We start from the raw sequence: 22,194 nt of genomic DNA, 5'->3' as shown, positions 1-22,194 counted from the left end.
ACGGCGGCGCACCCGAGTCGTGCCGGTGCCGCCGTGAGGGCTACCGAGAGGGGGTGCGGGGACGGTGAGAAGACGGCGGACCGTTCGACAGGGGGCGTCCAGGGGGCGCATCCACACGCCCCTTGGCCAAAGCTTCCCGTGTGGCCCCGCAGCTATGCCGTCCGGAGCGCGGTGTGACGCGGACGACTCCGCGGCCCGGACGGCTACGTGGCCCGAATGACTCCGAGGCCGGCCGGCTACGCGGCCCGGACCGCCTCGATGATGCGGGGACGGTGGAACGTGAACCCGGAGTCCAGCAGCCGCCGCGGAACGACCCGCTGGCTGCCCAGCACATCACCGGCGAACTCGCCCAGGGCGATCCGCAGGACCGGTGCCGGAACGGTGAACAGCGTCGGGCGGTTGAGGAACCGGCCCATCACGGCGGTGACCTCGCGGTTGGTGACCGGTTCGGGGGCCGTGAGGTTGACCGGCCCGGTCAGGGCCTCGGTGTCGATGAGGTGGCGGAGCGCCCTGATGTGGTCCTCCAGGGAGATGAAGCTCCAGTACTGGCTGCCGTCGCCGAGCCGGCCGCCCAGGCCGAGCCGGAAGAGGGGGAAGAGCCGGCCCCAGGCGCCGCCCGAGCGCGCCACCACCAGGCCGGTGCGGGCGAAGACGGTACGGATGCCCGCGTCCCGGGCCGGCTGCGCGGCGTCCTCCCAGGCCACACAGAGCTCCGGCAGAAACCCGCGGCCGGCCGGCGCGTTCTCGTCCGTGCGCCGGTCGCCGGTGTCGCCGTAGTAGCCGATCGCGCTGCCGCACACGAAGACTTTCGGCGGGGTGTCCATGGCGGCGAGGGCCGAGGCGAGCGTCCGGGTGCCCAGGACCCGGCTGTCGTAGAGCTCCTGCTTGTAGGCGGCCGTCCAGCGGTGGTCGCCGACCCCGGCGCCGGCCAGATGGACGACCGCCTCGCAGCCGGCCAGCCCGGCCGTGTCGATCTCCTGGCGCTTGGGCTCCCAGCGCACCTCGTCGGCGGCCGTGGGCTCGTGCCGGACGAGCCGGACGACGTCATGGCTGTCCGCGCGCAGGGACTGCACGAGCGCCGTGCCGATGAGTCCGGTCGAGCCGGTGATCGCGATCCGCATGGGTCCATACTGCCCGCAGCGACGGGCCGGCGGGGCACCCGGGCCCCGGCGAGCCCGCCATGATCCGTACGACACGCCTTACGGCTTGAAGCGGTCCCAGAGGGTGGGGAAGCGCTCCGTCAGGGCCTGGGAGTCGTCGAAGTCGAGGTAGGTGCCGAGCGGTTCGCGCGGCGCCGGGGGGAGTCCCAGGTCCGGCATCACCCCGCCGGTCAGCTGCTCGTACGCCTCGTCGGCCGCGTAGCCCAGCTCCTCGGCGTCGCCGTCCACCGCCTCGTCGAAGTCGTCCAGCAGCTCCGCGAGCTGGTCCGGGTCGTGCAGTGCGCCCTCGAAGACCTCCCGGCCCTGGCCGATCAGCCAGCAGCGGAAGTAGTCGAAGGCGTCGTCGCTGGCGCCGCCCAGCATCACGGAGGCCGCGGCCCACAGCTCCCAGGAGTACGCCCGGTTGTAGCGGGCCTCGAAGTGGCGGGCGAAGTCCACGACGGCATCCGGGTCGAGCCCGAGGAGCCGCTCGACCAGCGCGTCGGCCTGCTCCTCGGGGTCGCCCTCGGCGGCCTCGCGGGAACCGTCGATCAGTTCCCAGAACTCCGTCTCGTCCATCACCGCTCCAGCATCTGCCCTGGCGGCGCCCGTCGCATGCGGACTCCCCCGGATGCGACGGGTCGTTATCCGGATCGGTGACGTGCGGTGCAACACGGTGACGCGATGTTCGGGTCGGGCTCGCTCACCCCGGACGGTGCTCCTGTGACCGTCCCAAGAATCACTCGTTGGAAGCCGTGCAACGACCGAACGACGGCATATCCACCACTTCGCGAAGGGCTGTTCCAGGCCATGCCCATGGACGAACGCACCCGGGCCGAGGTCGAACGGGCCGAGGCGGCCATCGTCGAGCACTATCCACGGCTCGTCCGCCTCACCTACCTCGTCCTGCCCCCGTCGATGGGCCGCCACCGCCGGGTCCTGACCGCGCACCGCCTGGTCCAGCGGGCGCTGCCCCGGACCCGGCTGCGCCGGCCGGACGGCGGACTGCCGGCGCAGCGCGGCCCGGCGGCCGAATCGGGTTACGACGAGGTGCGGCTGCGGGCCCTGCGGCCCGCGCTGGCGCACGAGGGAGGGCCGGGCCGCGGAGTGGCGGTCATGCCGCTGGTCTGGGGGCTGCGGCTCTTCCCGCGGGCCGGCGGCGCCGATGAACTCGCCCTGGACCAGGCGCTGTCCGTCGTGCCGGCGCCGGTACGGGCCGCCCTGGGGCTGTGGCATCTGGAAGGCCTGGACGAGGACGCCGCGCGCAGCGTGCTGTCCCGGGCCGGGGCCGAGGACCCGGACGCGGCGCAGCGGGCGGCGGCGCAGCTGGACCGGGAGACCGGGGCCGGGGCCGCGACGCTGCTGAACTCGGCGGAGTTCGATCCGTGCACGGTGCAGACCCGGCCGACGGACCTGCTGCGCCGCCGGCAGCGGGTGCGCGCGGTGGCCGCGCTGGCGGCCGTACTGGTGGCCGGCGCGGTGGCGGCCGGGGCGCTGCGCGGCGACGGGGAGCGGGTGCGGCCTCCGGAGACCACCGCGGAGCAGGCCCTGGACCCGGGCCGGCTGCTGCGCACCCCCAACGAGCAGTGGACGGACACCTCCCGGGTGGACTTCACCGCCTGGCCCGCCCGCGGCCGGCAGGCCGGCGACCGGGAGCTGCTGGCGCGGGCGCTGCGGGTCTGGGCGGCGCCGCCCGCCGATGCCCGGATCACGGCGGCCGCCGGCGCCTCCACCCGGCCGCCGGACCATCCGCCGCAGCTGCTGTACGCGGGACTGATCGACAACGTGCTGGTCGTGGTCCTCCACGACGGTGAGCGGCTGGTGCGCTACGCCGAGCCCGAAGACGCCACACCCACACTGCACTTCGCACGGGTCGACGGCGCGGACCTGACGACCGCCGCCGCGCTGGTGATCGGGCGCGGCAACGGCTGGATGCGCTATCTGCTCGCGCCGTGGATCTCCGACATCGCCACCCGCGACCTGCTGGCACCGGCCGCCCCGGTACACGGGCTGCATGTCGCCCCGGACGGGGTCACCGACCGGATCCCGACACCGCCCGAGGAGGGTGCGGGCTGCGGGCGCTGGCCGGTGGCCCAGTTCCGGACCTCTACGCGCATCGGGGCGAGCGGCCAGGTCCCGCCCTTCCTGGTGGCCGACCTCGACGACCTCGTCCCCGTCCACCTCACCTATCTGCCACCGCCGTCCGGCGGCGCACCGGCCGCCGGGCCGGGCGAGGCGACCGGCGCTCCGGCGCTGGCGAGCTGGGCCCGTACGGCCTGCTCGCTCGGGTCGCTGCGGGGCGCGGGCGTACGGTCCGTCAACGACTGGGCCTTCGCCGGGCAGCGCCTCCCGGAGGACGGCGGCAGCGCGACCTGGGTGTGCACCCGTGCCGACACCTGGCGCGGGCCGGGCAGCGTAATGCTGCGGTTCCTGCCGCCCGCCGCGCGCCCGGCCGACCCCGGGCAGCTCGCCGGACGGGCCGCGAACACCGCCGCCTGTAGCCGCTTCGGATCGCCTGTGGTGGGTGGCGTCCACTGGCAGGCGAAGTCCGGCAAGTGGTACCTGCTCGCGGCGGGCAGCCAGGGGGTCGGCGGCCTCGACGCCACCGGCGGCGTACGGGCCACCGGCGACGGGAACACGCTTGCCGCACCGGCCGGGCGGGATGCCCCGGCCGAGGTCGCCGGACGGCTGGCCGACGGGGGGAGCGTGCACGCACTCCGTCCGTAGGCGGTACGCCCTCCGTCCGTGAGCGTGCATGCCCGCCGTCCGTGGAGGTGGGCGGATCGCCGTACGGCGCCCGATGAATCCGGACAGGAGATGTCGGGTTTCGCTGCCAGGGTCGCTGTGCAGGGATGCGAGACACCGGACAGCGAGGAGTGGCGTACGTGACGGAACAGCAGGAGCTGACGGGACAGGTGGCGCTGGTCGCCGGGGCGACCCGGGGCGCCGGCCGGGCGATGGCGGTGGAGCTGGGGCGGGCCGGGGCCCTGGTGTATGTGACGGGGCGGACGACCCGGGAGCGGGTCAGCGAGGTGGGCCGGCCCACGGAGACGATCGAGCAGACCGCGGAGCTGGTGACCGCCGCGGGCGGCATCGGCATCGCCGTACCGACCGACCACCTGGACCCGGCACAGGTCAAGGCGCTGACCGAGCGCATCGACCGGGAGCAGGGGCGGCTGGATGTGCTGGTCAACAGCGTCTGGGGAGGTGACCGGCTGCTGGAGTTCCACACCAAGCTGTGGGACCTCGATCTGGAGAACGGGCTGCGGATGTTCCGTCTCGGCATCGACACCCACGTCATCACCAGCCATTACGCACTGCCGCTGCTGATCAGGCGGCCCGGCGGCCTGCTCGTCGAAGTCACCGACGGCACCGACACCTTCAACCGTACCTACCGCGAGAACCTCTGCTTCGACCTCACCAAGAACGCCCCGCACCGCATCGCCTTCGGCCTCGCCGCCGAGCTGAAGGAGTACGGCGGCACGGCGGTCTCGCTCACCCCCGGCTTTCTGCGGTCCGAGGAGATGCTCGACCACTTCGGGGTGACGGAGGAGACCTGGCGCGACGCGGTCGCCGCGGAACCGCACTTCGCCATCGCCGAATCGCCGGCCCTGATCGGCCGCGGCGTCCGCGCGCTGGCCGCCGACCCGGACAAGGAGCGCTGGAGCGGGCAGTCGCTCTCCAGCGGGCAGCTGGCGAAGGAGTACGACTTCACCGACACGGACGGTTCGCGGCCCGACGCCTTCGGCTACTTCGAGGAGGTCGTCTTCGGCGGGAAGGACGCGGGCGCGGACGACTACCGATGAGGGGGCGCCGGTACCGGTAGGGGGCCGCGGGCCGGATCGCACTGCTCCCGCCCGTGCCTCGCCGGCCCACGCCCCGCCGCGGGCCGTGCCACGGCCCCGCCTACTCGTACAACGCGGCCATCCGGCGGGCGGCCGACGCCAAGCGCTCTCGCAGCTCGGTGGGTGCGAGTACCTCGCCCTCCGGGCCGAGCGCCAGCAGCTGCGCACAGGCGACCTCCACGGACTCCACGGCGAGCGTCACCGTCAGCCGGCCGTGCTCGTCGGGGCCGCCCTCGGCCTGCGCCCGGGCGATCGCCTCGCGGGCCGCGGCGCGTTCGGTGGCGTACGGCAGCTGGAGGACGCCGCGCGGGGAGAGCCGCAGCACCACCTCCTCGCGCAGGATCGACCGGGCGAACTGGGCCGCCCGCTCCGCCCAGAACGCCGGGAGGTCGAAAGAACCGTCACGGGTGAACCGCTCCCCGGCGTCGTCGGTGCCGGAGGTGCTGCCGCTCCCGGCGCGCGCCACGGCGGTGAACCGGTCGACCCGGTAGACGCGGTAGTCCCCCTGCGTGCGCGCCGCGAGATACCAGACCCCGGCCTTCAGCACGAGGCCGTACGGCTCCAATTCCCGCTCCACCTCGGTGTCCTTGCGGAGGTAGCGGGCGGTGATCCGGCGGTCGTCCCAGACCGCGTCGGCGATCTCGGGCAGCAGGGCGGGGGTCTCGGGTTCCTGATACCAGGCGGGTGCGTCGAGGTGAAAGCGCTGGGCGGCGCCCGTCGCGGCATCGCGCAGCTCGGGCAGGAGGGCGGCGGAGACCTTCAGCCGGGCGGCGGACGCGGCGTCCGCCAGGCCCATCTCGCGCAGGGCCAAGGGCACTCCGGACAGGAAGAGCGCTTCCGCCTCGCTGCGGCCCAGGCCCGTGAGCCGGGTGCGGTAGCCGCCTATGAGGCGGTAGCCGCCGGCCCGGCCGCGGTCCGCGTACACGGGCACCCCGGCCTCGGAGAGGGAGAGGACGTCCCGGGCGACCGTACGCTCGGAGACCTCCAGCTCCCGCGCCAGCTCAGCGCCCGTCATCGACGGCCGCGTCTGGAGCAGCAACACCATCCTGATCAGCCGGGCAGCACGCATGGGTCCATGATGCGGGGGGCCACTGACAATGGTCGGGGTGGTGGGGGCCGGCGCCTTCTGGGCCCGTGGAGTGAGCCGGTGGGGGCCGGGGCTTGCGGGTCTCGTGCGTTCCGCTGGTGCCGGTGGGGCTTGGCGGCTTTCGGGGTTCGTGAGTGCCGCGGGGGTCGGAGGGGACGCACCGGGGCCCTCCCCCAGCCTTCGGCCGGGAGGTGCCCCCACGGCGCGGGCGCATCTGGTCCATGGGATTGCGTACCCCGGCGTGTGCTCCGGTCCTGCGGGCGGTCCCCGGTACATCCCCTCCGACCTACGCCCGTTCCCGGCTGCGGGCCGGTGGCACTGTCCGTCACCGGATCGCATGCGTCGGCGTCGGCCAAGCCTCACCCGGGGCGGGGCGGCCCGGATGACGACTGGGCTGGGTGGCCAATCACCTGCGGCATGCGCGGCCGGCGTCCTGCCAAGGCTTGGTGTGGTTCGTACCTGGCTGTCGCCCAGTGTCCTGCCAAGGGGTGAGTGCTCGGGGCCGTAACGGTCATCGGTACGGCGGGTGGGTCGCCAACGTGCGGCGGTCGGAGGGGATGTCCGGTGCACCGCCCGCAGGACCGGAGCGAACGCCGGGGTGCCTTTGTCAGGGACCAGATGCGCCCGCGCCGTGGGGGCACCTCCCGGCCGAAGGCTGGGGGAGGGGTACCGGGCGTCCCCTCCGGCCCACCACCCGCAGGGGGTGGGCGAGACGGCCTCAGCCACAGGCAACGCGCACCGATCCACGCCGCGAAGCGAGCACGGCCACGACGCAGGGCAACACACAACTCGCTGCCCGGAAGACAGCCCGGTCCGGCCGTAGCCAGGGCGTGGTCGGCCGGACCGGTGGTGGGTTCCCGTGCGGAGGCCCCGGGCGCGGGAAGGTGGCCTCCGCACGGGAGTCGGGGTGCCCCGGAGGGCGGGCGGACCCGATGACGGGTCCGCCGAGGGGTCACAGCCCGTAGCGCTCCCGGGCTTCCTTGACGGTCTCCGGCTTGACCTGGCCGCGGCGGGCGAGGGCGGCCAGCGCCTGGACGACCACCGACTGCGGGTCGACGCCGAAGTGCCGGCGGGCCGCCTCGCGGGTGTCGGACAGACCGAAGCCGTCGGTGCCGATGGAGGTCCAGTCCTGCTCGACCCACGGCGCGATCTGGTCGGGAACCGCCCGCATCCAGTCGCTGACCGCGACGACCGGGCCGGGGGCACCGGCCAGCGCACGGGTGACGTACGGGATCCGGTCCTCGCCCTCCAGCCGGGCGGCGTCGCACTCCAGGGCGTCCCGGCGCAGCTCCGTCCAGGACGGCGCGGACCACACGTCCGCCGCCACACCCCAGTCGGCGGCCAGCAGCTGCTGCGCCTCCAGGGCCCAGTGGATGGCGGTGCCGGAGGCCAGCAGCTGGAGCTGCGGGCTGTCGGCCTGCGGCTTGGTGCCCTCGTTGAAGCGGTACAGGCCCTTGAGGATGCCCTCTTCGACGCCCTCCGGCATGGCCGGCTGGACCTTGGTCTCGTTGTAGACCGTGAGGTAGTAGAAGACGTCCTCGGCGTCCGGGCCGTACATGCGGCGCAGGCCCTCCTTGACGATGACCGCGACCTCGTAGGCGAAGGCGGGGTCGTAGGAGAGCGCCGCCGGGTTGGTGGAGGCGATCAGGTGCGAGTGGCCGTCCGCGTGCTGGAGGCCCTCACCGGTCATCGTCGTCCGGCCGGCCGTCGCGCCGATGACGAAACCGCGGCCCAGCTGGTCGGCGAGCGCCCAGAACTGGTCGGCGGTGCGCTGCCAGCCGAACATCGAGTAGAAGATGTAGAAGGGGATCATCGGCTCGCCGTGCGTCGCGTAGGACGTCGCGGCGGCGGTGAAGTCGGCGAGCGAACCGGCCTCGGTGATGCCCTCGTTGAGGATCTGGCCGTCCTTGGCCTCCTTGTACCAAAGGAGCTGGTCACGGTCGACCGGGTCGTACGTCGCGCCCTTGGGGGAGTAGAGGCCGGCCGTCGGGAAGAGCGACTCCATGCCGAAGGTACGGGCCTCGTCGGGGACGATCGGGACCCAGCGCTTGCCGGTCTCCTTGTCCCGCATCAGGTCCTTGATCAGCCGGACGAACGCCATGGTGGTGGCGATCTCCTGGCTGCCGGAGCCCTTCTTCAGGGAGTCGAAGGCCTTGTCGGCGGGCATCGGCAGCGGCTTGGCGACGACCTTGCGGGCCGGGGCCGGGCCGTCGAGGGCGGCGCGCCGCTCGCGCAGGTAGACCATCTCGGGGGAGTCCTCGGCGGGGCGCCGGTACGGCACCGTGTCGCCCTCCAGGGCGCTGTCCGGGATGGGGAGTTCGAGGACGTCACGCATGGCGCGGAACTCGTCCATGGTGAGCTTCTTCATCTGGTGGTTGGCGTTACGGGACTCGAAGCCCGCGCCGAGGGTGTAGCCCTTGACGGTCTGCGCCAGGATGACGGTCGGCGCGCCCTTGTGCGTGACGGCGGCCTGGTAGGCGGCGTACACCTTGCGCGGCTCGTGGCCGGCCCGGGAGGTCTGGAACAGCTCCAGCAGCTTGGCGTCGGTCAGGGTACGGGCGAGGGCCTGGAGCGACTCGTTCGCGCCGAAGAAGTGCTCGCGCAGGTAGGCGGCGTCGCGGGTGGCGTACGTCTGGAACTGCGCGTCGGGGGTCTCGCCGAGGCGGCGGATCAGCGCGCCGTCGGTGTCCAGGGCGAAGATCTCGTCCCAGGCCTGGCCCCACAGTGACTTGACGACGTTCCAGCCGGCCGCGCGGAACTGGGCCTCCAGCTCCTGCACGATCTTGAAGTTGGGGCGGACCGGCCCGTCCAGGCGCTGGAGGTTGCAGTTGATGACGAAGGTGAGGTTGTCCAGGCCCTCACGGCCGGCCAGCGCCAGGGCGGCGGTCGACTCGGGCTCGTCCATCTCGCCGTCGCCCAGGAAGGCCCAGACGTGGGAGTTGGCGGTGTCCTTGATGCCGCGGTGCTCCAGGTAGCGGTTGAAGCGCGCCTGGTAGATCGCGGAGAGCGGGCCCAGGCCCATGGAGACGGTGGGGAACTCCCACAGCCAGGGCAGCCGCCGCGGGTGCGGGTAGGAGGGCAGGCCCTCGCCGCCGGCCTCCTGGCGGAAGTGGTCGAGGTGGTCCTCGGTGAGGCGGCCTTCGAGGAAGGCGCGGGCGTAGACGCCGGGGGAGGCGTGGCCCTGGATGTAGAGCTGGTCGCCGCTGCCGTCGCCCTCCTTGCCGCGGAAGAAGTGCTGGAAGCCGGTCTCGTAGAGCCAGGCGGCGGAGGCGAAGGTGGCGATGTGGCCGCCGAGGCCCAGCTTGGAGCCGCGGGTGACCATCGCGGCGGCGTTCCAGCGGTTCCAGGCGGTGATCCTGGCCTCCAGCGCCTCGTCGCCCGGGAACGCGGGCTCGGCGGAGGTCGGGATGGTGTTGACGTACTCCGTCTCCAGGAGGGACGGCAGGGCGGTGCCTTCGGTGCGCGCGGTGTGCTCCAGGGCACGGCGCATCAGGTAGGCGGCGCGCTGGGGGCCCGCCGCCTCGGTGACGGCGTCGAGCGACTCGCGCCACTCGGCGGTCTCCTCGGGGTCGCGGTCCGGGAGCTGGTCGAGCTGGCTGTACGGCAGGCGCACGGGATCGGGCATGGGTGGCCCCTTTCCGGACGGGAGGTAGCTCGGGGGTGCCGTCGTGATGGGGCCGCGTCCACAGGGTTGGACGGCGGCCTCGACGACACCCCCTACGAGTTCGGCAGGCAGGGTTGTCGCGCCCCGACGCAAGACGATACGCCTCTGATCGATGATCGATCAACGCTTCGCGAACGAATAACCGCAGGTCGGCACGGGGTGCCGCATTTTTGGGCACCGCGTGCCAGAAGAAAGGGGGGTTGCAGGGCCCGTGCGGGAGGGGCCGACGGCCCCCTTCCGGACGCCTCTCAGACCCGGGGTGCGCAGCTCAGCACGTGTGACTTGAGCAAGGCGCCGATCTTGGGGTCGCGCCGCCGGAAGGCGTCCACGATCTCCTGGTGGTCCTGGGCGTGCGAGCGCGGCTCCGGGCTGAACCAGCGGATCGACAGCGTCGTCCAGACCTCGATGCCCAGCGACTCCCAGGTGTGCAGCAGCACGGCGTTCCCGGCGGCCCGCACGATCTCCCGGTGGAAGGCCACCGTGTGCCGTACCTGCGCCTCCCCGTCACCGGCCAGATCCGCCTCACGCAGCGCCGCCACCTCGCGCTCCAGCGCCACGGTGTCCTCGGACAGCCGCCCGGCGGCCAGTTCGGCGGCCACCTGCTCCAGCCCGGCCCGCACCGGATAGCTCTCCTTGAGGTCGTCCGCGGTCAGATTCCGTACCCGTACGCCCTTGTTCGGTGCCGACTCGATCAGCTGAAGCGACTCCAGCTCGCGCAGCGCCTCCCGTACGGGCGTCTGGCTGACCTCCAGCTCCACCGCGATCCGCCGCTCCACGATCCGCTCGCCCGGCTGCCAGCGGCCGCTGACGATCCCCTCGAGGATGTGCTCGCGGATCTGCTCGCGCAGCGAATGGACGACGGGCGGGGTCATGAGGTGCTCCTTCAGAGCGGGTGGTGACGAGGGGGCCATTATCCGGGACGGACGGGAGCCCCCGGGCGGCAACGGGGATCGGGGACGCGCAAAGGGGCCGGCCCCGGCTCGTACGACGAACCGGGGCCGACCCCTGATGCACACCTACGGCGTGACGGCCGGACTCAGAGACCGATCTCGGTCTCGAACTCGGCGGCCTCCAGGATCTGCTTGACCGTGGTCAGGTAGCGGGCGGCGTCCGCGCCGTCCACCAGACGGTGGTCGTAGGAGAGCGCGAGGTAGGTCATGTCGCGCACCGCGATGGTCTCGCCGAGCTCCGGGTGGTTGATGACCACCGGGCGCTTGACGGTCGCACCGATGCCCAGGATGCCGACCTGGTTCGGGGGCACGATGACGGTGTCGAACAGGGCACCGCGCGAACCGGTGTTGCTGATGGTGAAGGTCGCACCGGACAGCTCGTCCGGCGTGATCTTGTTCGCGCGGACCTTGCCCGCCAGGTCCGCCGTCTTGCGGGCGATACCGGCGATGTTGAGGTCACCGGCGTCCTTGATGACCGGGGTCATCAGGCCCTTCTCCGCGTCCACCGCGATACCGACGTTCTCGGTGTCGAAGTAGGTGATGGTGCCCTCGTCCTCGTTGATCCGGGCGTTGACGACCGGGTGGGCCTTCAGCGCCTGGACGGCGGCCTTGACGAAGAACGGCATCGGCGAGAGCTTGACGCCCTCACGCTGCGCGAAGGTGTCCTTGGCCTTGTTGCGCATCCGCATGATCTTGGTGATGTCCACCTCGACCACGGAGGTCAGCTGCGCCTGGCCGTGCAGGGCCTTCATCATGTTGTCGCCGATGACCTTGCGCATCCGCGGCATCTTGACGGTCTGGCCGCGCAGCGGCGACACCTCGATGACCGGGGCCTTGGAGGCGGCGGCCGGGGCGGCGGCCGGAGCCGGCGCGGCGGCCTTGGCGGCCTCGGCGGCGGCGATGACGTCCTGCTTGCGGATACGGCCACCGACACCGGTGCCCTTGACCGTCGACAGGTCGACGCCGTTCTCCGCGGCGAGCTTGCGCACCAGCGGGGTGACGTAGGCGCCGTCGCCGTCGCCGACGGCCGGAGCCGGGGCGGCCGGAGCGGCCTTGGGGGCCGGAGCCGGAGCGGGCGTCGGAGCCGGAGCGGCCGGAGCCGGGGCGGCGGGCGCCGGGGCAGCAGCGGCCGGGGCCGGAGCCGGAGCGGGCTCCGGAGCGGCGGCCGGGGCCGGGGCGGCCGGAGCGGGCGCGGCGGCCGGAGCGGCGCCGGCCGCACCGATGACGGCGAGCTTGGCGCCGACCTCGGCGGTCTCGTCCTCGCCGACGACGATCTCCAGCAGGGTGCCGGAAGCCGGCGCCGGGATCTCGGTGTCGACCTTGTCGGTGGAGACCTCCAGCAGCGGCTCGTCGGCCTGGACCTCCTCGCCGACCTCCTTCAGCCAGCGGGTGACGGTGCCCTCGGTGACGCTCTCGCCGAGCGCGGGGAGGACGACGTCGGTGCCCTCGGCGCCGCCCGCGGGGGCAGCGGCGGGGGCGGGGGCCTCGGCGGCCGGAGCCGGGGTGGGCTCGGGCTGCGGCTCGGCCGCGGGGGCCTCGGCCGCGGCCGGGGCCGCCTCGGCCGCGGGCGCACCGCTGCCGTCGTCGATGAGGGCCAGCTCGGCGCCGACCTCCACGGTCTCGTCCTCGGCCACCTTGATGGCGGACAGGATGCCCGCGGCCGGGGCCGGGATCTCGGTGTCGACCTTGTCGGTCGACACCTCGAGCAGCGGCTCGTCGGCCTCGACGCGCTCACCCTCGGCCTTGAGCCAGCGAGTGACGGTGCCCTCGGTGACGCTCTCGCCGAGCGCCGGCAGGGTTACGGAAACCGCCATGGTTTCAGTTGCTCCTTACGGTGGGTCTCCCAGCTCGAGCGAGGTCGAGATCCTGGGGAAGTGCGGATGTGGTCGCGCCCGGGACTGGGGTCAGTCGTGGGAGTGGAGAGGCTTGCCGGCCAGGGCCAGGTGGGCCTCGCCGAGGGCCTCGTTCTGCGTCGGGTGCGCGTGTACGAGCTGCGCAACCTCGGCCGGCAGGGCCTCCCAGTTGTAGACCAGCTGGGCCTCACCGACCTGCTCGCCCATACGGTCACCGACCATGTGGACGCCGACCACGGCACCGTCCTTGACCTGGACGAGCTTGATCTCGCCCGTGGTCTTCAGGATCTTGCTCTTGCCGTTGCCCGCGAGGTTGTACTTGAGAGCGACGACCTTGTCGGCGCCGTACAGCTCCTTGGCCTTGGCCTCGGTGATGCCCACCGAAGCGACCTCGGGGTGGCAGTACGTGACGCGCGGAACGCCGTCGTAGTCGATCGGCACGGTCTTCTCACCGGCCAGCCGCTCCGCCACCAGCATGCCCTCGGCGAAGCCGACGTGGGCGAGCTGGAGGGTGGGAACGAGGTCACCGACGGCCGAGATGGTCGGCACGTTGGTCTGCATGTACTCGTCGACCAGGACGTAGCCGCGGTCCATCGCGACGCCCTGCTCCTCGTAGCCCAGGCCCGCCGAGACCGGCCCGCGGCCGATCGCGACCAGCAGCACCTCGGCCTCGAAGGTCTTGCCGTCGGCGAGGGTGACCTGCACGCCGTCGGCGGTGTACTCGGCCTTGTCGAAGAAGGTGCCGAGGTTGAACTTGATGCCACGCTTGCGGAAGGCCCGCTCCAGCAGCTTGGAGCTGTTCTCGTCCTCGACCGGGACGAGGTGCTTGAGGCCCTCGATGATGGTCACGTCGGTGCCGAAGGACTTCCACGCGGAGGCGAACTCGACGCCGATGACGCCGCCGCCCAGCACGATCGCGGACTTCGGCACGCGGTCCAGCGTCAGCGCGTGGTCCGAGGAGATGATGCGGTTGCCGTCGATCTCCAGGCCCGGCAGCGACTTCGGCACGGAGCCGGTCGCCAGCAGGACGTGGCGGCCCTGGACACGCTGGCCGTTCACATCGACGGAGGTCGGGGAGGAGAGCCGGCCCTCGCCCTCGATGTAGGTCACCTTGCGGGAGGCGATCAGGCCCTGGAGGCCCTTGTACAGGCCCGAGATGACCTCGTCCTTGTACTTGTGGACCGCCTCGATGTCGATGCCCTCGAAGGTGGCCTTGACACCGAACTGCTCGCTCTCGCGAGCCTGGTCGGCGATCTCACCGGCGTGCAGCAGAGCCTTGGTGGGGATGCAGCCGTTGTGCAGGCAGGTGCCGCCGACCTTGCCCTTCTCGATCAGGGCGACGTCCAGGCCCAGCTGCGCCCCGCGCAGGGCAGCGGCGTAACCACCGCTACCGCCTCCGAGGATCACTAGGTCGAAAACGGTGCTGGCGTCGTTCGCCACGTCACGTCCTCCATGCATGGGTACGCCGGAGCCGGTCTCCAATGACCGGACGGCGGCTGTGGTTCGGCCGCTTTTACTTCGGCCCTGGGTAAGGGGGGCCCTGTCCTGCCGAGAACCCATCTTCGCACTTGTTCCACGAAGCCGGGACGGCGGGCCGGGCCTGGGGCGGACGATCAACCGCCCCGTAGGGGTTACTGGCGCGTACTGGCGTACGGATTTCGTTGAGGGCGAACACGGGCGCAGACGCACCTACGGCCCCGGGCGGTATGCCCGGGGCCGTACGGATATAACGGGCAAGGGGGAGGAATCTCCCCAGGTTGACCGTCAGCCCAGGTCGCCCGTGGCGGTGCGCTCGGCCAGGCGTACCAGGGTGCGCACCGCGGATCCCGTGCCGCCCTTGGGGGTGTAGCCCCAGGGAGCGCCCTCGTGGAAGGCCGGGCCGGCGATGTCGAGGTGGGCCCAGGTGATGCCCTCGCCGACGAACTCCTTGAGGAAGAGTCCGGCGACCAGACCGCCGCCCATCCGCTCACCCATGTTGGCGATGTCGGCAACCGGGGAGTCCATGCCCTTGCGCAGCTCGGACGGCATCGGCATCGGCCAGGACTGCTCGCCGACCTCCTCCGCGATCTCGTGCACCGAGGTGCGGAACGCGTCGTCGTTGGCCATGATCCCGAAGGTGCGGTTGCCCAGCGCCAGCACCATCGCACCGGTGAGGGTGGCGACGTCCACGATCGCGTCCGGGGTCTCCTCCGAGGCGCGGGTCAGCGCGTCGGCCAGCACCAGACGGCCCTCGGCGTCGGTGTTGAGCACCTCGACGGTCTTGCCGCTGTACATGGTCAGCACGTCGCCGGGGCGGGTGGCGGAGCCGGACGGCATGTTCTCGGCGAGCGCCAGCCAGCCGGTGACGTTCACCTCCAGGCCCAGCCTGGCGGCGGCCACGACGGCGGCGAAGACCGCGGCCGCGCCGCTCATGTCGCACTTCATGGTCTCGTTGTGGCCGGCCGGCTTGAGCGAGATGCCGCCCGAGTCGTAGGTGATGCCCTTGCCGACCAGCGCCAGGGTCTTGGTGGCCTTGGCGTGCGTGTGCGCGATCCGCACCAGCCGCGGCGGGGCCTCCGCGCCCTGGCCGACGCCCAGCAGGCCGCCGTAGCCGCCCTTCTTGAGCGCCTTCTCGTCCAGCACCTCGACCTTGAGGCCGAACTCCTTGGCCGCCGCCTGCGCCTCGGCCGCGAAGGCCTTCGGGTCGAGGTCGTTGGGGGGCATGTTGATCAGGTCGCGGGCGCGGTTGATCTCCGCGGCCAGCGCCTGGGAGCGCTCGGCGGCGGCCTTGAACTCCTTGTCGCGCGGCTTGGTGCCGAGGAGCGCGACCTCCGCGAGCGGCGCCGACTTGGCGTCGTTCTTCTTGCCGCCCTTGGCGTTCTGCCCGTTGCCGTTGCTGCGGTAGGCGGTGAAGGAGTACGCGCCGAGCAGCGCGCCCTCGCTCACCGCGGCGGCCGCCTCGGCGTCCTCGACGGGCAGCGCGAAGCCGGCCTTCTTGCTGCCGGTCAGTGCGCGGGCGGCGCTGCCCGCGGCGCGCCGCAGCGCCTCGTTGTCGTAGCCGTCGTCCTTGCCCGGCGCCTCGCCGAGGCCGACCGCCAGCACGACCGGAGCCTTGAGGCCGTCCGCGGCGGGCAGCTTGGTCACCTCGCCCTCGGCACCACTCGCGCCGAGGGTCTCCAGCACGGCAGCCAGCTTGCCGCCGAAGGCCTTGTCCACGGCCTCCGCGCCGGCGGCGACAACGACGCCCTTGGCGCCCTTGGCCACGCCGACGACGACGGCATCCGCACGCACCGTTGCGGCGGAAGAAGTACTGAGGGTCAGTGCAGTCACGGTGATAAAGGTCCTGTTCCGTCCGGGAAATCCGTCTGCGCCCAGGGCGCTGCTGCGGCCGAGCCTACGCTCGGCGGCGCCGCAAGGCCCGTCCAATACCACACCGGCACATAACGGGGCCTCGGCAGTTGTCGCCGTTCCGGGTCAACTCGCTTTCCTGCCAGGCGAGTTGGGCGGACGCAGGGGCGCGCTCAGACGTTATCCGAGAGTCATCGCGACCAGCGCCGTGAGCCCGGCGCTCTCCGCGAGCGCGCCGAACACATCACCGGTCACCCCGCCGAACCGCCGCCGGCAGTGCCGCAGCAGCAGTTCGCCCAGCCCGAGGCCGAGCAGCGCCGCGAGCCCGGCGTGCAGCGCGCCGTACGGGCCGAAGGCGGCGCCGGCGCCCGCGCATCCGGCGGCCACCAGTGCCGCGCACAGCAGCGCCGCCCGCACCGGGACGGTGCCCGCGACCGCCGCGCCAAGTCCCTCCGGGCGGGCGGCCGGAACCCCCGCGCGCGAGGCGAGGGTCAGGGCGCAGCGGGCGGTGACCGCCGCAACGACCGCCGCGACGGCGCCGGGTGCCCAGCCGTCCGCGTACAGCTGGTCCAGCGCGGCCACCTGGGCCAGCAGGGCGAACAGCAGCGTGATGACCCCGAACGGGCCGATGTCGGACTGCTTCATGATGCGCAGCGCCTCCGCGGCGGGCTTGGCGCTGCCCAGACCGTCGGCGGTGTCGGCGAGCCCGTCCAGATGCAGTCCGCGGGTGAGCACGGCGGGCACCACGGCGGTGGCGACCGCGGCGAGCAGCGGACCGCCGCCGAGCAGCAGCAGCGCCGCGCCGAGCGCGGCCGCGCACAGCCCGACGACCAGACCGGCCAGCGGCGCGCAGAGCATTCCGCCGCGCGCCGCCTCCCGGTCCCAGCGGGTGACGCGTACCGGCAGCACGGTCAGCGTCCCGAAGGCGAAGCGCAGGGCGTCGGAGGGGGCCGGGGGAGCGGGGGAGTCGGTCACCGCGGCAGGCTATCCGGGCGTCCGACGCGTTTGGCTGCCGGTCCTGGCCGCCGGAACAGGGCCTAATGGTGGTGAGGTGTCCATACGCGACACATGGGAGCGTGCGGGATGGGCCACTGGTGGTACCGCAATATCGTCGAGCCGGGGAAGCTGCCGCTGCTGCTGGCCCTCGTCTCGTTCGTGCTGACCTTCCTCGTGACCCGGGCCATCACCCGGCTCATCCGCGCGGGCAAGGGCCCCTTCCGCAACGTCACTCCCGGCGGCGTGCACGTCCACCACGTCGTGCCCGGAGTGATCCTGATGGTCGTCGGGGGCTTCATCGCCCTTGCGGGCGGCCGGCGCGGCTTCGGCGCGGGTGTCGCGGCGGTGCTCTTCGGCATGGGCGTCGGCCTCGTCCTGGACGAGTTCGCGCTGATCCTCCACCTCGACGACGTGTACTGGACCGAGGAGGGGACCAAGAGCGTCGAGATCGTCATCCTCACCTTCGCCCTGGTCGCCCTGATCCTGGGCGGCTTCCTGCCGTTCGGCGTCAATGAGATCGGCCCGGGGGAGGCGACCGACCGCTTCACGGTCGTGCGGACCGTGGCCGTCAACTTCCTCTTCGCGCTGATCGCGCTCACCAAGGGCAAGGGCCGGATCGCGGTCATCGGGGTCTTCGTGCCGTTCGTCGCGCTCTTCGGCGCGATCCGGCTGGCCCGGCCGAACTCGCCCTGGGCCAGGCGCTTCTACCGCACACGCGCGAAGGCGCGGGCCCGTGCCCGGGTCCGCGCCTACCGTCACGACCGCCGCTGGTCGGCGCTGCGCCGCAAGGTCGAGCATGTCATCGGGGGTGCCCCCAGCCGCTGACCCGCCGGCCCTCGCGCGGCTCGCGCGGCCGCCACACCTCCCCCAGCGCACACACCGCCAGCACCGCCAGCACCGCCGCGACATGCTCCTTGCCCGCCAGGTTGTTCTTGATGGACACCACCTCGACGACCATCGCCACGACGACCAGGGCACAGGTGAACCGCGCGCGATAACGCCAGCACACGAACACCGCCAGCCCCACGACGGCCGCCGACGGCCCGGTGTCGATGACGTACTTGTCCGAGTCGGGCAGCCCGACGGGGCTCACCGGGCCGATCCAGATGCCGATCCGGGCGTACATCGTCCCGGCGAGCGTGGCGACGTAGGCGACCACCAGCGTCTGCCGCCAGCCCACACAGATCTCCGCGATCCCGAAGACCACCAGGATCTGCGCCAGCGCCCCCCACACCGGAAGGTCCAGCGCCGGTACGAACAGCGACAGCGGGGTGCGCAGCAGCGCCACCCACAGATGCTCATAGGCCTGTACGGAGCCGATGTTCTGGACCGTCTGATAGCCCCAGGCCTGGTTCTGCACGAACTGGAACGCCAGGGTCAGACACACCGCGGTGAGCGTCAGCGGAATCGCCCGCAGCTTGTCCGTGACCAGCGAGGAGCGCACCGTCCGCAGGAGCGGGCCCCACTCGGCACGCGCGAAGCGACGCAGGGCACGTGCCTCCGGCTGCCCCGGCACGGAGATCTCCCGCGGTCCTGGCACGGGCCCCTCCCGCCGCCCCGCCCCAGCAGAGCTCATCTCACGTTCTCCAGGTGCTTGCGGTTCAGCCACTTGGGCAGACCCGGCGCTTCCAGGAAGCCTTCCGCCCGGCCGGCGGCGATTCCGATCCGCAGCAAATCGGTGCTCTTTTCGAAGAGCATGTACCGCGGTTCCCAGATCGGCCGGTATTTCGCATTGGCGCGATAGAGCGATTCGATCTGCCACCACCTGGAGAAGAAGCTGAGCAGCGAGCGCCACAGGCGCAGCACCGGGCCCGCGCCGAGCCGCGATCCACGTTCGAAGACGGAACGGAACATCGCGAAGTTGAGCGAGAGCTGAGTGATCTCCACCTCTTTCGCCCGCTGGATCAGCTCCAGCACCATGAACTCCATCAGGCCGTTCTCGGAGTTCCGGTCCCGCCGCATCAGATCCAGCGAAAGGCCCTTCTCGCCCCAGGGAACGAAGCTGAGCAGCGCCCGCAGCTCGCCCTCCGCCCCGTCCGTGCCGCCGTCCCGGCATTCGAGCATCACGCAGCGCCCGTCACCCGGGTCGCCGAGCCGGCCCAGAGCCATCGAGAAGCCGCGCTCGGTCTCCCCGTCGCGCCAGTCGTCGGCCAGCCGCAGCAGGTGCGCCATCTCCGGTGCCGGGATGTCCTCGTGGCGCCGGATGGTGACCGTGTAGCCGGCCCGCTTGATGCGGTTGTAGGCCTGCCGCACGGTGCGCATCGCCCGGCCGTCGAGGGTGAACTCCGCGGTGTCCACGATCGCTTCGTCGCCGAGCTCCAGGGCGTCCAGACCGTGCCGGGCGTAGATCGTGCCGCCCTCCTCACTGGCGCCCATCACCGCGGGGGCCCAGCCGTGCTCCCGTGCCTCGGCCAGCCACACCTCGATCGCCCCGGGCCAGGCCTCGGGGTCGCCCAGCGGATCGCCGGAGGCCAGCGACACCCCGCCCACCACGCGATAGGTGACCGCCGCCTTGCCGCTGGGGGAGAAGAGCACGCTCTTGTCGCGGCGCAGCGCGAAGTAGCCCAGCGAATCGCGGTCGCCGTGCCGCGCCAGCAGGGCACGCAGCCGCTCCTCGTCGTCCTCGGTGATCGGGTCGGTGCTGCGCACGGACCGGAACGCCGCCCACAGGACCGCGACCAGCAGCAGCGTGCTGAGCACGTTGATCGCCACATTGACCCAGTTCGGGGTGGCGATCTCCGGGAACGCGCGGTCGTCGGCGGCCAGCGACACCAGCCGCATCAGGCCGTAGCGCCAGCGCTGCACGAACGTCGAGGAACCGTCCCCGGCGGTGTTCGTGACGGTGACCAGCAGCGCCGCCAGCAGCGAGGCGATCAACAGACCGCCCGCCGCGACCGTCGCCGCCAGCTTCGGGTTCGCGCGGTCGCCCTTCGCCGAGAACTCGCGGCGCCCGACCACCAGCGCGGCGGCGAACAGCACGGTCAATACCAGCGACACCCAGTTCTGCGCATGCCCGCGGAACTCCGGGGCCGCCACCATCCCGAATCCGAAGAGCAGCGCCAGCAGCCCGGACAGCACCAGATTCAAAATCCAGGACGCCCGCTTGCGCCGCCGCAGGGTCACCGACAGGAAGAGCGAGAAGGCGCCGGAGGCGAACCCCGCCGTCAGCAGATACGGAGTGAAGAATTCCGCGATGTTGTGCCTGCGGATGTCATTGCCGAACGACACCCATACCGCGCTCAGCAAATTGATGAAGGTGACCGTGCGCAGATACCAGATGCCGAAAGCGGCACCACGCTGTGACCACGTGCCGCGAGGGCGGTCTTCGTCCGGACTCAAGCGATGTCTCCCATAAAACGTGTAAAGCGTGATCTTATGGGGCGCCGCCGGTGGTCCGGTGCGGGCGTGAAGTGAGGAGCGCCCGGCCGGGCGCTCATCAGGTCGCTGCGTACGACGGCCGGCCGGGCCGGCGCCGGGTCAGTCGCGTACGGGCAGTTCTGCCGCCAGGGCCGCGGCCGCCTGCACCAATGGCAGGGCCAGCAGCGCCCCCGTCCCCTCTCCAGCAGTGACGCCGTGGTCGAGCAGAGGGTTGAGTGCGATCCGGTCCAGCGCCTTGGCCTGCGCCGGCTCCCCGCTCGCCTGCCCGGCCACCCACCAGTCCGGCGCCCGGAACGCCACCCGCTGCGCCACCAGCGCACAGGCCGCCGAGACCACCCCGTCCAGGATCACCGGCGTACGGCGCACCGCACTCTGGAGCAGAAAACCGGTCATGGCGGTCAGGTCCGCGCCGCCGATCGTGGCCAGCAGCTCCAGCTGGTCGCCGAGCACCGGACGGGCCCGCCGCAGCGCGTCGCGGATCGCCGCGCACTTGCGCATCCAGGCCAGATCGTCGATGGGGGCCCCGCCCCGCCCGGTGACCACCGAGGCGTCCGTCCCGCACAGCGCGGCGATCAGCGTGCTCGCCGCCGTCGTCCCGCCGACGCTCAGATCGCCCAGCACCACCAGGTCGGTCCCGGCGTCCGCCTCCTCGTCCGCGACGGCCATCCCGGCCCGGAACGCCGCCTCGGCCTCCTCGGCCGTCAGCGCGTCCTCGATGTCGATCCGTCCCGAACCGCGCCGCACCCGGTGCCGGGTGACGTCCTCCGGCAGCTCCTCCGGGTCGCAGTCCACGGACAGATCCACCACCCGCAGCTGCGCCCCGGCGCCACGGGCCAGCACCGCGGCCGGGCTCGCCCCGTCCAGCACGGCCCGTACGAGGTCCTTGGTGCCGCCGGCCGGCCGGGCCGACACTCCCAGCTCCGCCACCCCGTGATCGCCCGCGAACAGCAGCACCCGCGGGCGCCCGACGGGCCGTACCGGCACCTGCTGCTGCGCGGCGGCCAGCCACTCGCCCAGCTCGTCGAGGCGGCCGAGCGCCCCCGGCGGCAGGGCCAGCCGTGCCCGCCGCTCCTCGGCGTCACGGCGCACACCGCCGTCGGGGCGCTCGATCAGGTGGGCGAAGTCATCGAGGTTCAGGGCGCTCATTGGGCGCAGATTACCGTCAACTCACGGCTGACGAGGCGCGCCGGGGGGAACCGGCCGGTGCGAAGCGCACCTCGCACACCAGCGGCGTCAGCGCGCCCAGCACCGGGATGCGGCGCACCGGCCACATGAGCCGGGCCGGCAGACGGCCCGGCGCCGACCGCCGCGGCGAAGCCGGCGCCGGGCCGACTTCGCGGACCGCGACGATGCCCGGGTGCGCACCGGCCACCCGCGGCAGTTGGGCACGGTCCAGCCCCCAGCGCACCGGCGCCGGCCACCGGCCACCCGCCCCACCGGCCCACCGGGCCCGCACGGTCGCCCGCCGTGGTGGTGCGTCAAAGACCAGCGCACCACCGGGAAACCGCTCCGCACAGGCCGCCAGCAGCGCGCGCACCGCGGGCGGCGGCAGCCGCATCAGCACCCCCGGCGCCGTCACGATGACCCCGCGCTCCGGCTCCCGTACCGCGTCCAGCCAGCCGTGATCGGTCACCGCGCGGGCGACGGTACGCCGCCGGGCGCTGTCCGGCAGCAGTATCCGGCGCACCGCGGCGGTCTCCGGCGGCACCACCGTCAGCCAGTTCAGCAGCCCGTTGTCCAGCCGCCAGAAACCGGTCCCGAGCCCCTCGCCGAGCGCGACCACCGTCGCCTCCGGACGCCGCTCCAGATAGGCGCGTACGGCCGCGTCGAAACGCCGCCCGCGCGCCCCCGGCTCCCGGCCGGGCCCGGCTTTCCACCCGGCCGGCGCTTCGGATTCGGTCCGCTCGGATTCGGTCACGGGTCAAGAGCACCCGGTGCCGCGCCGCCGGGCAAGC

At 72.7% G+C, this 22,194-nt stretch carries 16 protein-coding genes; 3 read left to right on the top strand and 13 right to left on the bottom strand.

What is annotated here, in order from left to right; all coding sequences use genetic code 11:
* Positions 1 to 236: 236 nt before the first annotated feature.
* Together M8I34_RS23025 and M8I34_RS23020 are read right to left on the bottom strand one after the other, a co-directional pair.
* Positions 237 to 1,121: a TIGR01777 family oxidoreductase gene (locus M8I34_RS23025; protein WP_250051916.1), complete on the bottom strand. Its 885-nt coding sequence runs from the start codon at positions 1,119 to 1,121 to the stop codon at positions 237 to 239.
* Positions 1,122 to 1,199: 78 nt separating this feature from the next.
* Positions 1,200 to 1,718, bottom strand: a complete 519-nt coding sequence (locus M8I34_RS23020) for a DUF4240 domain-containing protein (RefSeq protein ID WP_030990790.1) — start codon at positions 1,716 to 1,718, stop codon at positions 1,200 to 1,202.
* Positions 1,719 to 1,955: 237 nt separating this feature from the next.
* Here M8I34_RS23020 and M8I34_RS23015 point away from each other — a divergent pair, with 237 nt between their 5' ends.
* Both M8I34_RS23015 and M8I34_RS23010 read left to right on the top strand, forming a co-directional pair.
* Positions 1,956 to 3,866 carry a hypothetical protein gene (locus M8I34_RS23015; RefSeq protein WP_250051914.1) on the top strand — a complete coding sequence of 637 codons (1,911 nt, stop codon included), beginning with the start codon at positions 1,956 to 1,958 and terminating at the stop codon, positions 3,864 to 3,866.
* Positions 3,867 to 4,024: 158 nt separating this feature from the next.
* Positions 4,025 to 4,945, top strand: a complete 921-nt coding sequence (locus M8I34_RS23010) for an SDR family oxidoreductase (protein WP_244415243.1) — start codon at positions 4,025 to 4,027, stop codon at positions 4,943 to 4,945.
* Between the two features lie 100 nt (positions 4,946 to 5,045).
* Here M8I34_RS23010 and M8I34_RS23005 read toward each other — a convergent pair whose 3' ends face one another.
* The 7 genes from M8I34_RS23005 to M8I34_RS22975 all read right to left on the bottom strand — a co-directional run bounded on the left by M8I34_RS23005 (position 5,046) and on the right by M8I34_RS22975 (position 16,840).
* Positions 5,046 to 6,053 (bottom strand): YafY family protein, encoded by a 1,008-nt coding sequence (locus M8I34_RS23005; protein WP_250051912.1) that lies wholly within the window; start codon positions 6,051 to 6,053, stop codon positions 5,046 to 5,048.
* A gap of 970 nt (positions 6,054 to 7,023) precedes the next feature.
* A complete protein-coding gene (gene aceE, locus M8I34_RS23000; protein WP_250051910.1) occupies positions 7,024 to 9,696 on the bottom strand; it encodes a pyruvate dehydrogenase (acetyl-transferring), homodimeric type in 2,673 nt (890 codons plus the stop codon).
* A 287-nt stretch (positions 9,697 to 9,983) separates the two neighbouring features.
* On the bottom strand, positions 9,984 to 10,607 hold the full coding sequence (locus M8I34_RS22995) for a GntR family transcriptional regulator (RefSeq protein WP_030990799.1): 624 nt from the start codon (positions 10,605 to 10,607) through the stop codon (positions 9,984 to 9,986).
* Between the two features lie 164 nt (positions 10,608 to 10,771).
* Entirely contained in the window at positions 10,772 to 12,499 is a 1,728-nt protein-coding gene (sucB, locus tag M8I34_RS22990) for a 2-oxoglutarate dehydrogenase, E2 component, dihydrolipoamide succinyltransferase (protein WP_250051908.1), read from the bottom strand.
* A 90-nt stretch (positions 12,500 to 12,589) separates the two neighbouring features.
* Entirely contained in the window at positions 12,590 to 13,978 is a 1,389-nt protein-coding gene (lpdA, locus tag M8I34_RS22985; RefSeq protein WP_030083720.1) for a dihydrolipoyl dehydrogenase, read from the bottom strand.
* 324 nt (positions 13,979 to 14,302) lie between these two features.
* Positions 14,303 to 15,847, bottom strand: a complete 1,545-nt coding sequence (locus M8I34_RS22980; RefSeq protein WP_250051906.1) for a leucyl aminopeptidase — start codon at positions 15,845 to 15,847, stop codon at positions 14,303 to 14,305.
* A 198-nt stretch (positions 15,848 to 16,045) separates the two neighbouring features.
* On the bottom strand, positions 16,046 to 16,840 hold the full coding sequence (locus tag M8I34_RS22975) for an adenosylcobinamide-GDP ribazoletransferase (protein WP_250051904.1): 795 nt from the start codon (positions 16,838 to 16,840) through the stop codon (positions 16,046 to 16,048).
* A gap of 108 nt (positions 16,841 to 16,948) precedes the next feature.
* Between M8I34_RS22975 and M8I34_RS22970 the strand changes: the two genes are divergently transcribed.
* Positions 16,949 to 17,686 carry a hypothetical protein gene (locus M8I34_RS22970; protein ID WP_250051902.1) on the top strand — a complete coding sequence of 246 codons (738 nt, stop codon included), beginning with the start codon at positions 16,949 to 16,951 and terminating at the stop codon, positions 17,684 to 17,686.
* Here M8I34_RS22970 and M8I34_RS22965 read toward each other — a convergent pair.
* The 4 genes from M8I34_RS22965 to M8I34_RS22950 form a co-directional block, all read right to left on the bottom strand.
* Positions 17,661 to 18,437 (bottom strand): hypothetical protein, encoded by a 777-nt coding sequence (locus M8I34_RS22965; RefSeq protein ID WP_250051900.1) that lies wholly within the window; start codon positions 18,435 to 18,437, stop codon positions 17,661 to 17,663. The two genes, M8I34_RS22970 and M8I34_RS22965, sit on opposite strands and share 26 nt — an antisense overlap.
* Entirely contained in the window at positions 18,434 to 20,200 is a 1,767-nt protein-coding gene (locus M8I34_RS22960) for a phosphatidylglycerol lysyltransferase domain-containing protein (protein WP_250051898.1), read from the bottom strand. Before M8I34_RS22960 ends, M8I34_RS22965 begins: the two co-directional genes overlap by 4 nt.
* 138 nt (positions 20,201 to 20,338) lie before the next feature.
* Entirely contained in the window at positions 20,339 to 21,385 is a 1,047-nt protein-coding gene (cobT, locus tag M8I34_RS22955; RefSeq protein ID WP_250051896.1) for a nicotinate-nucleotide--dimethylbenzimidazole phosphoribosyltransferase, read from the bottom strand.
* A gap of 16 nt (positions 21,386 to 21,401) precedes the next feature.
* The gene (locus M8I34_RS22950) at positions 21,402 to 22,157 is read right to left on the bottom strand and encodes a class I SAM-dependent methyltransferase (RefSeq protein WP_250051894.1); all 756 of its coding nucleotides are present in this window, start codon (positions 22,155 to 22,157) and stop codon (positions 21,402 to 21,404) included.
* Between the last annotated feature and the right edge of the window lie 37 nt (positions 22,158 to 22,194).

This window comes from Streptomyces sp. MCA2, from assembly GCF_023544705.1.
Classification (GTDB): Bacteria; Actinomycetota; Actinomycetes; order Streptomycetales; family Streptomycetaceae; genus Streptomyces; species Streptomyces decoyicus.
The sequence above is the reverse complement of the archived record's forward strand: the minus strand, read 5'-3'. Positions and strand labels throughout refer to the sequence as shown.

Excerpts from the sequence above, each read along its gene's own strand:
- M8I34_RS23025 (WP_250051916.1), bottom strand. The coding sequence starts at position 1,121 with ATGCGGATCGCGATCACCGGCTCGACCGGACTCATCGGCACGGCGCTC.
- M8I34_RS23020 (WP_030990790.1), bottom strand. The coding sequence starts at position 1,718 with ATGGACGAGACGGAGTTCTGGGAACTGATCGACGGTTCCCGCGAGGCC.
- M8I34_RS23015 (WP_250051914.1), top strand. The coding sequence starts at position 1,956 with ATGGACGAACGCACCCGGGCCGAGGTCGAACGGGCCGAGGCGGCCATC.
- M8I34_RS23005 (WP_250051912.1), bottom strand. The coding sequence starts at position 6,053 with ATGCGTGCTGCCCGGCTGATCAGGATGGTGTTGCTGCTCCAGACGCGG.
- aceE (WP_250051910.1), bottom strand. The coding sequence starts at position 9,696 with ATGCCCGATCCCGTGCGCCTGCCGTACAGCCAGCTCGACCAGCTCCCG.
- M8I34_RS22995 (WP_030990799.1), bottom strand. The coding sequence starts at position 10,607 with ATGACCCCGCCCGTCGTCCATTCGCTGCGCGAGCAGATCCGCGAGCAC.
- sucB (WP_250051908.1), bottom strand. The coding sequence starts at position 12,499 with ATGGCGGTTTCCGTAACCCTGCCGGCGCTCGGCGAGAGCGTCACCGAG.
- M8I34_RS22970 (WP_250051902.1), top strand. The coding sequence starts at position 16,949 with ATGGGCCACTGGTGGTACCGCAATATCGTCGAGCCGGGGAAGCTGCCG.
- M8I34_RS22965 (WP_250051900.1), bottom strand. The coding sequence starts at position 18,437 with ATGAGCTCTGCTGGGGCGGGGCGGCGGGAGGGGCCCGTGCCAGGACCG.
- cobT (WP_250051896.1), bottom strand. The coding sequence starts at position 21,385 with ATGAGCGCCCTGAACCTCGATGACTTCGCCCACCTGATCGAGCGCCCC.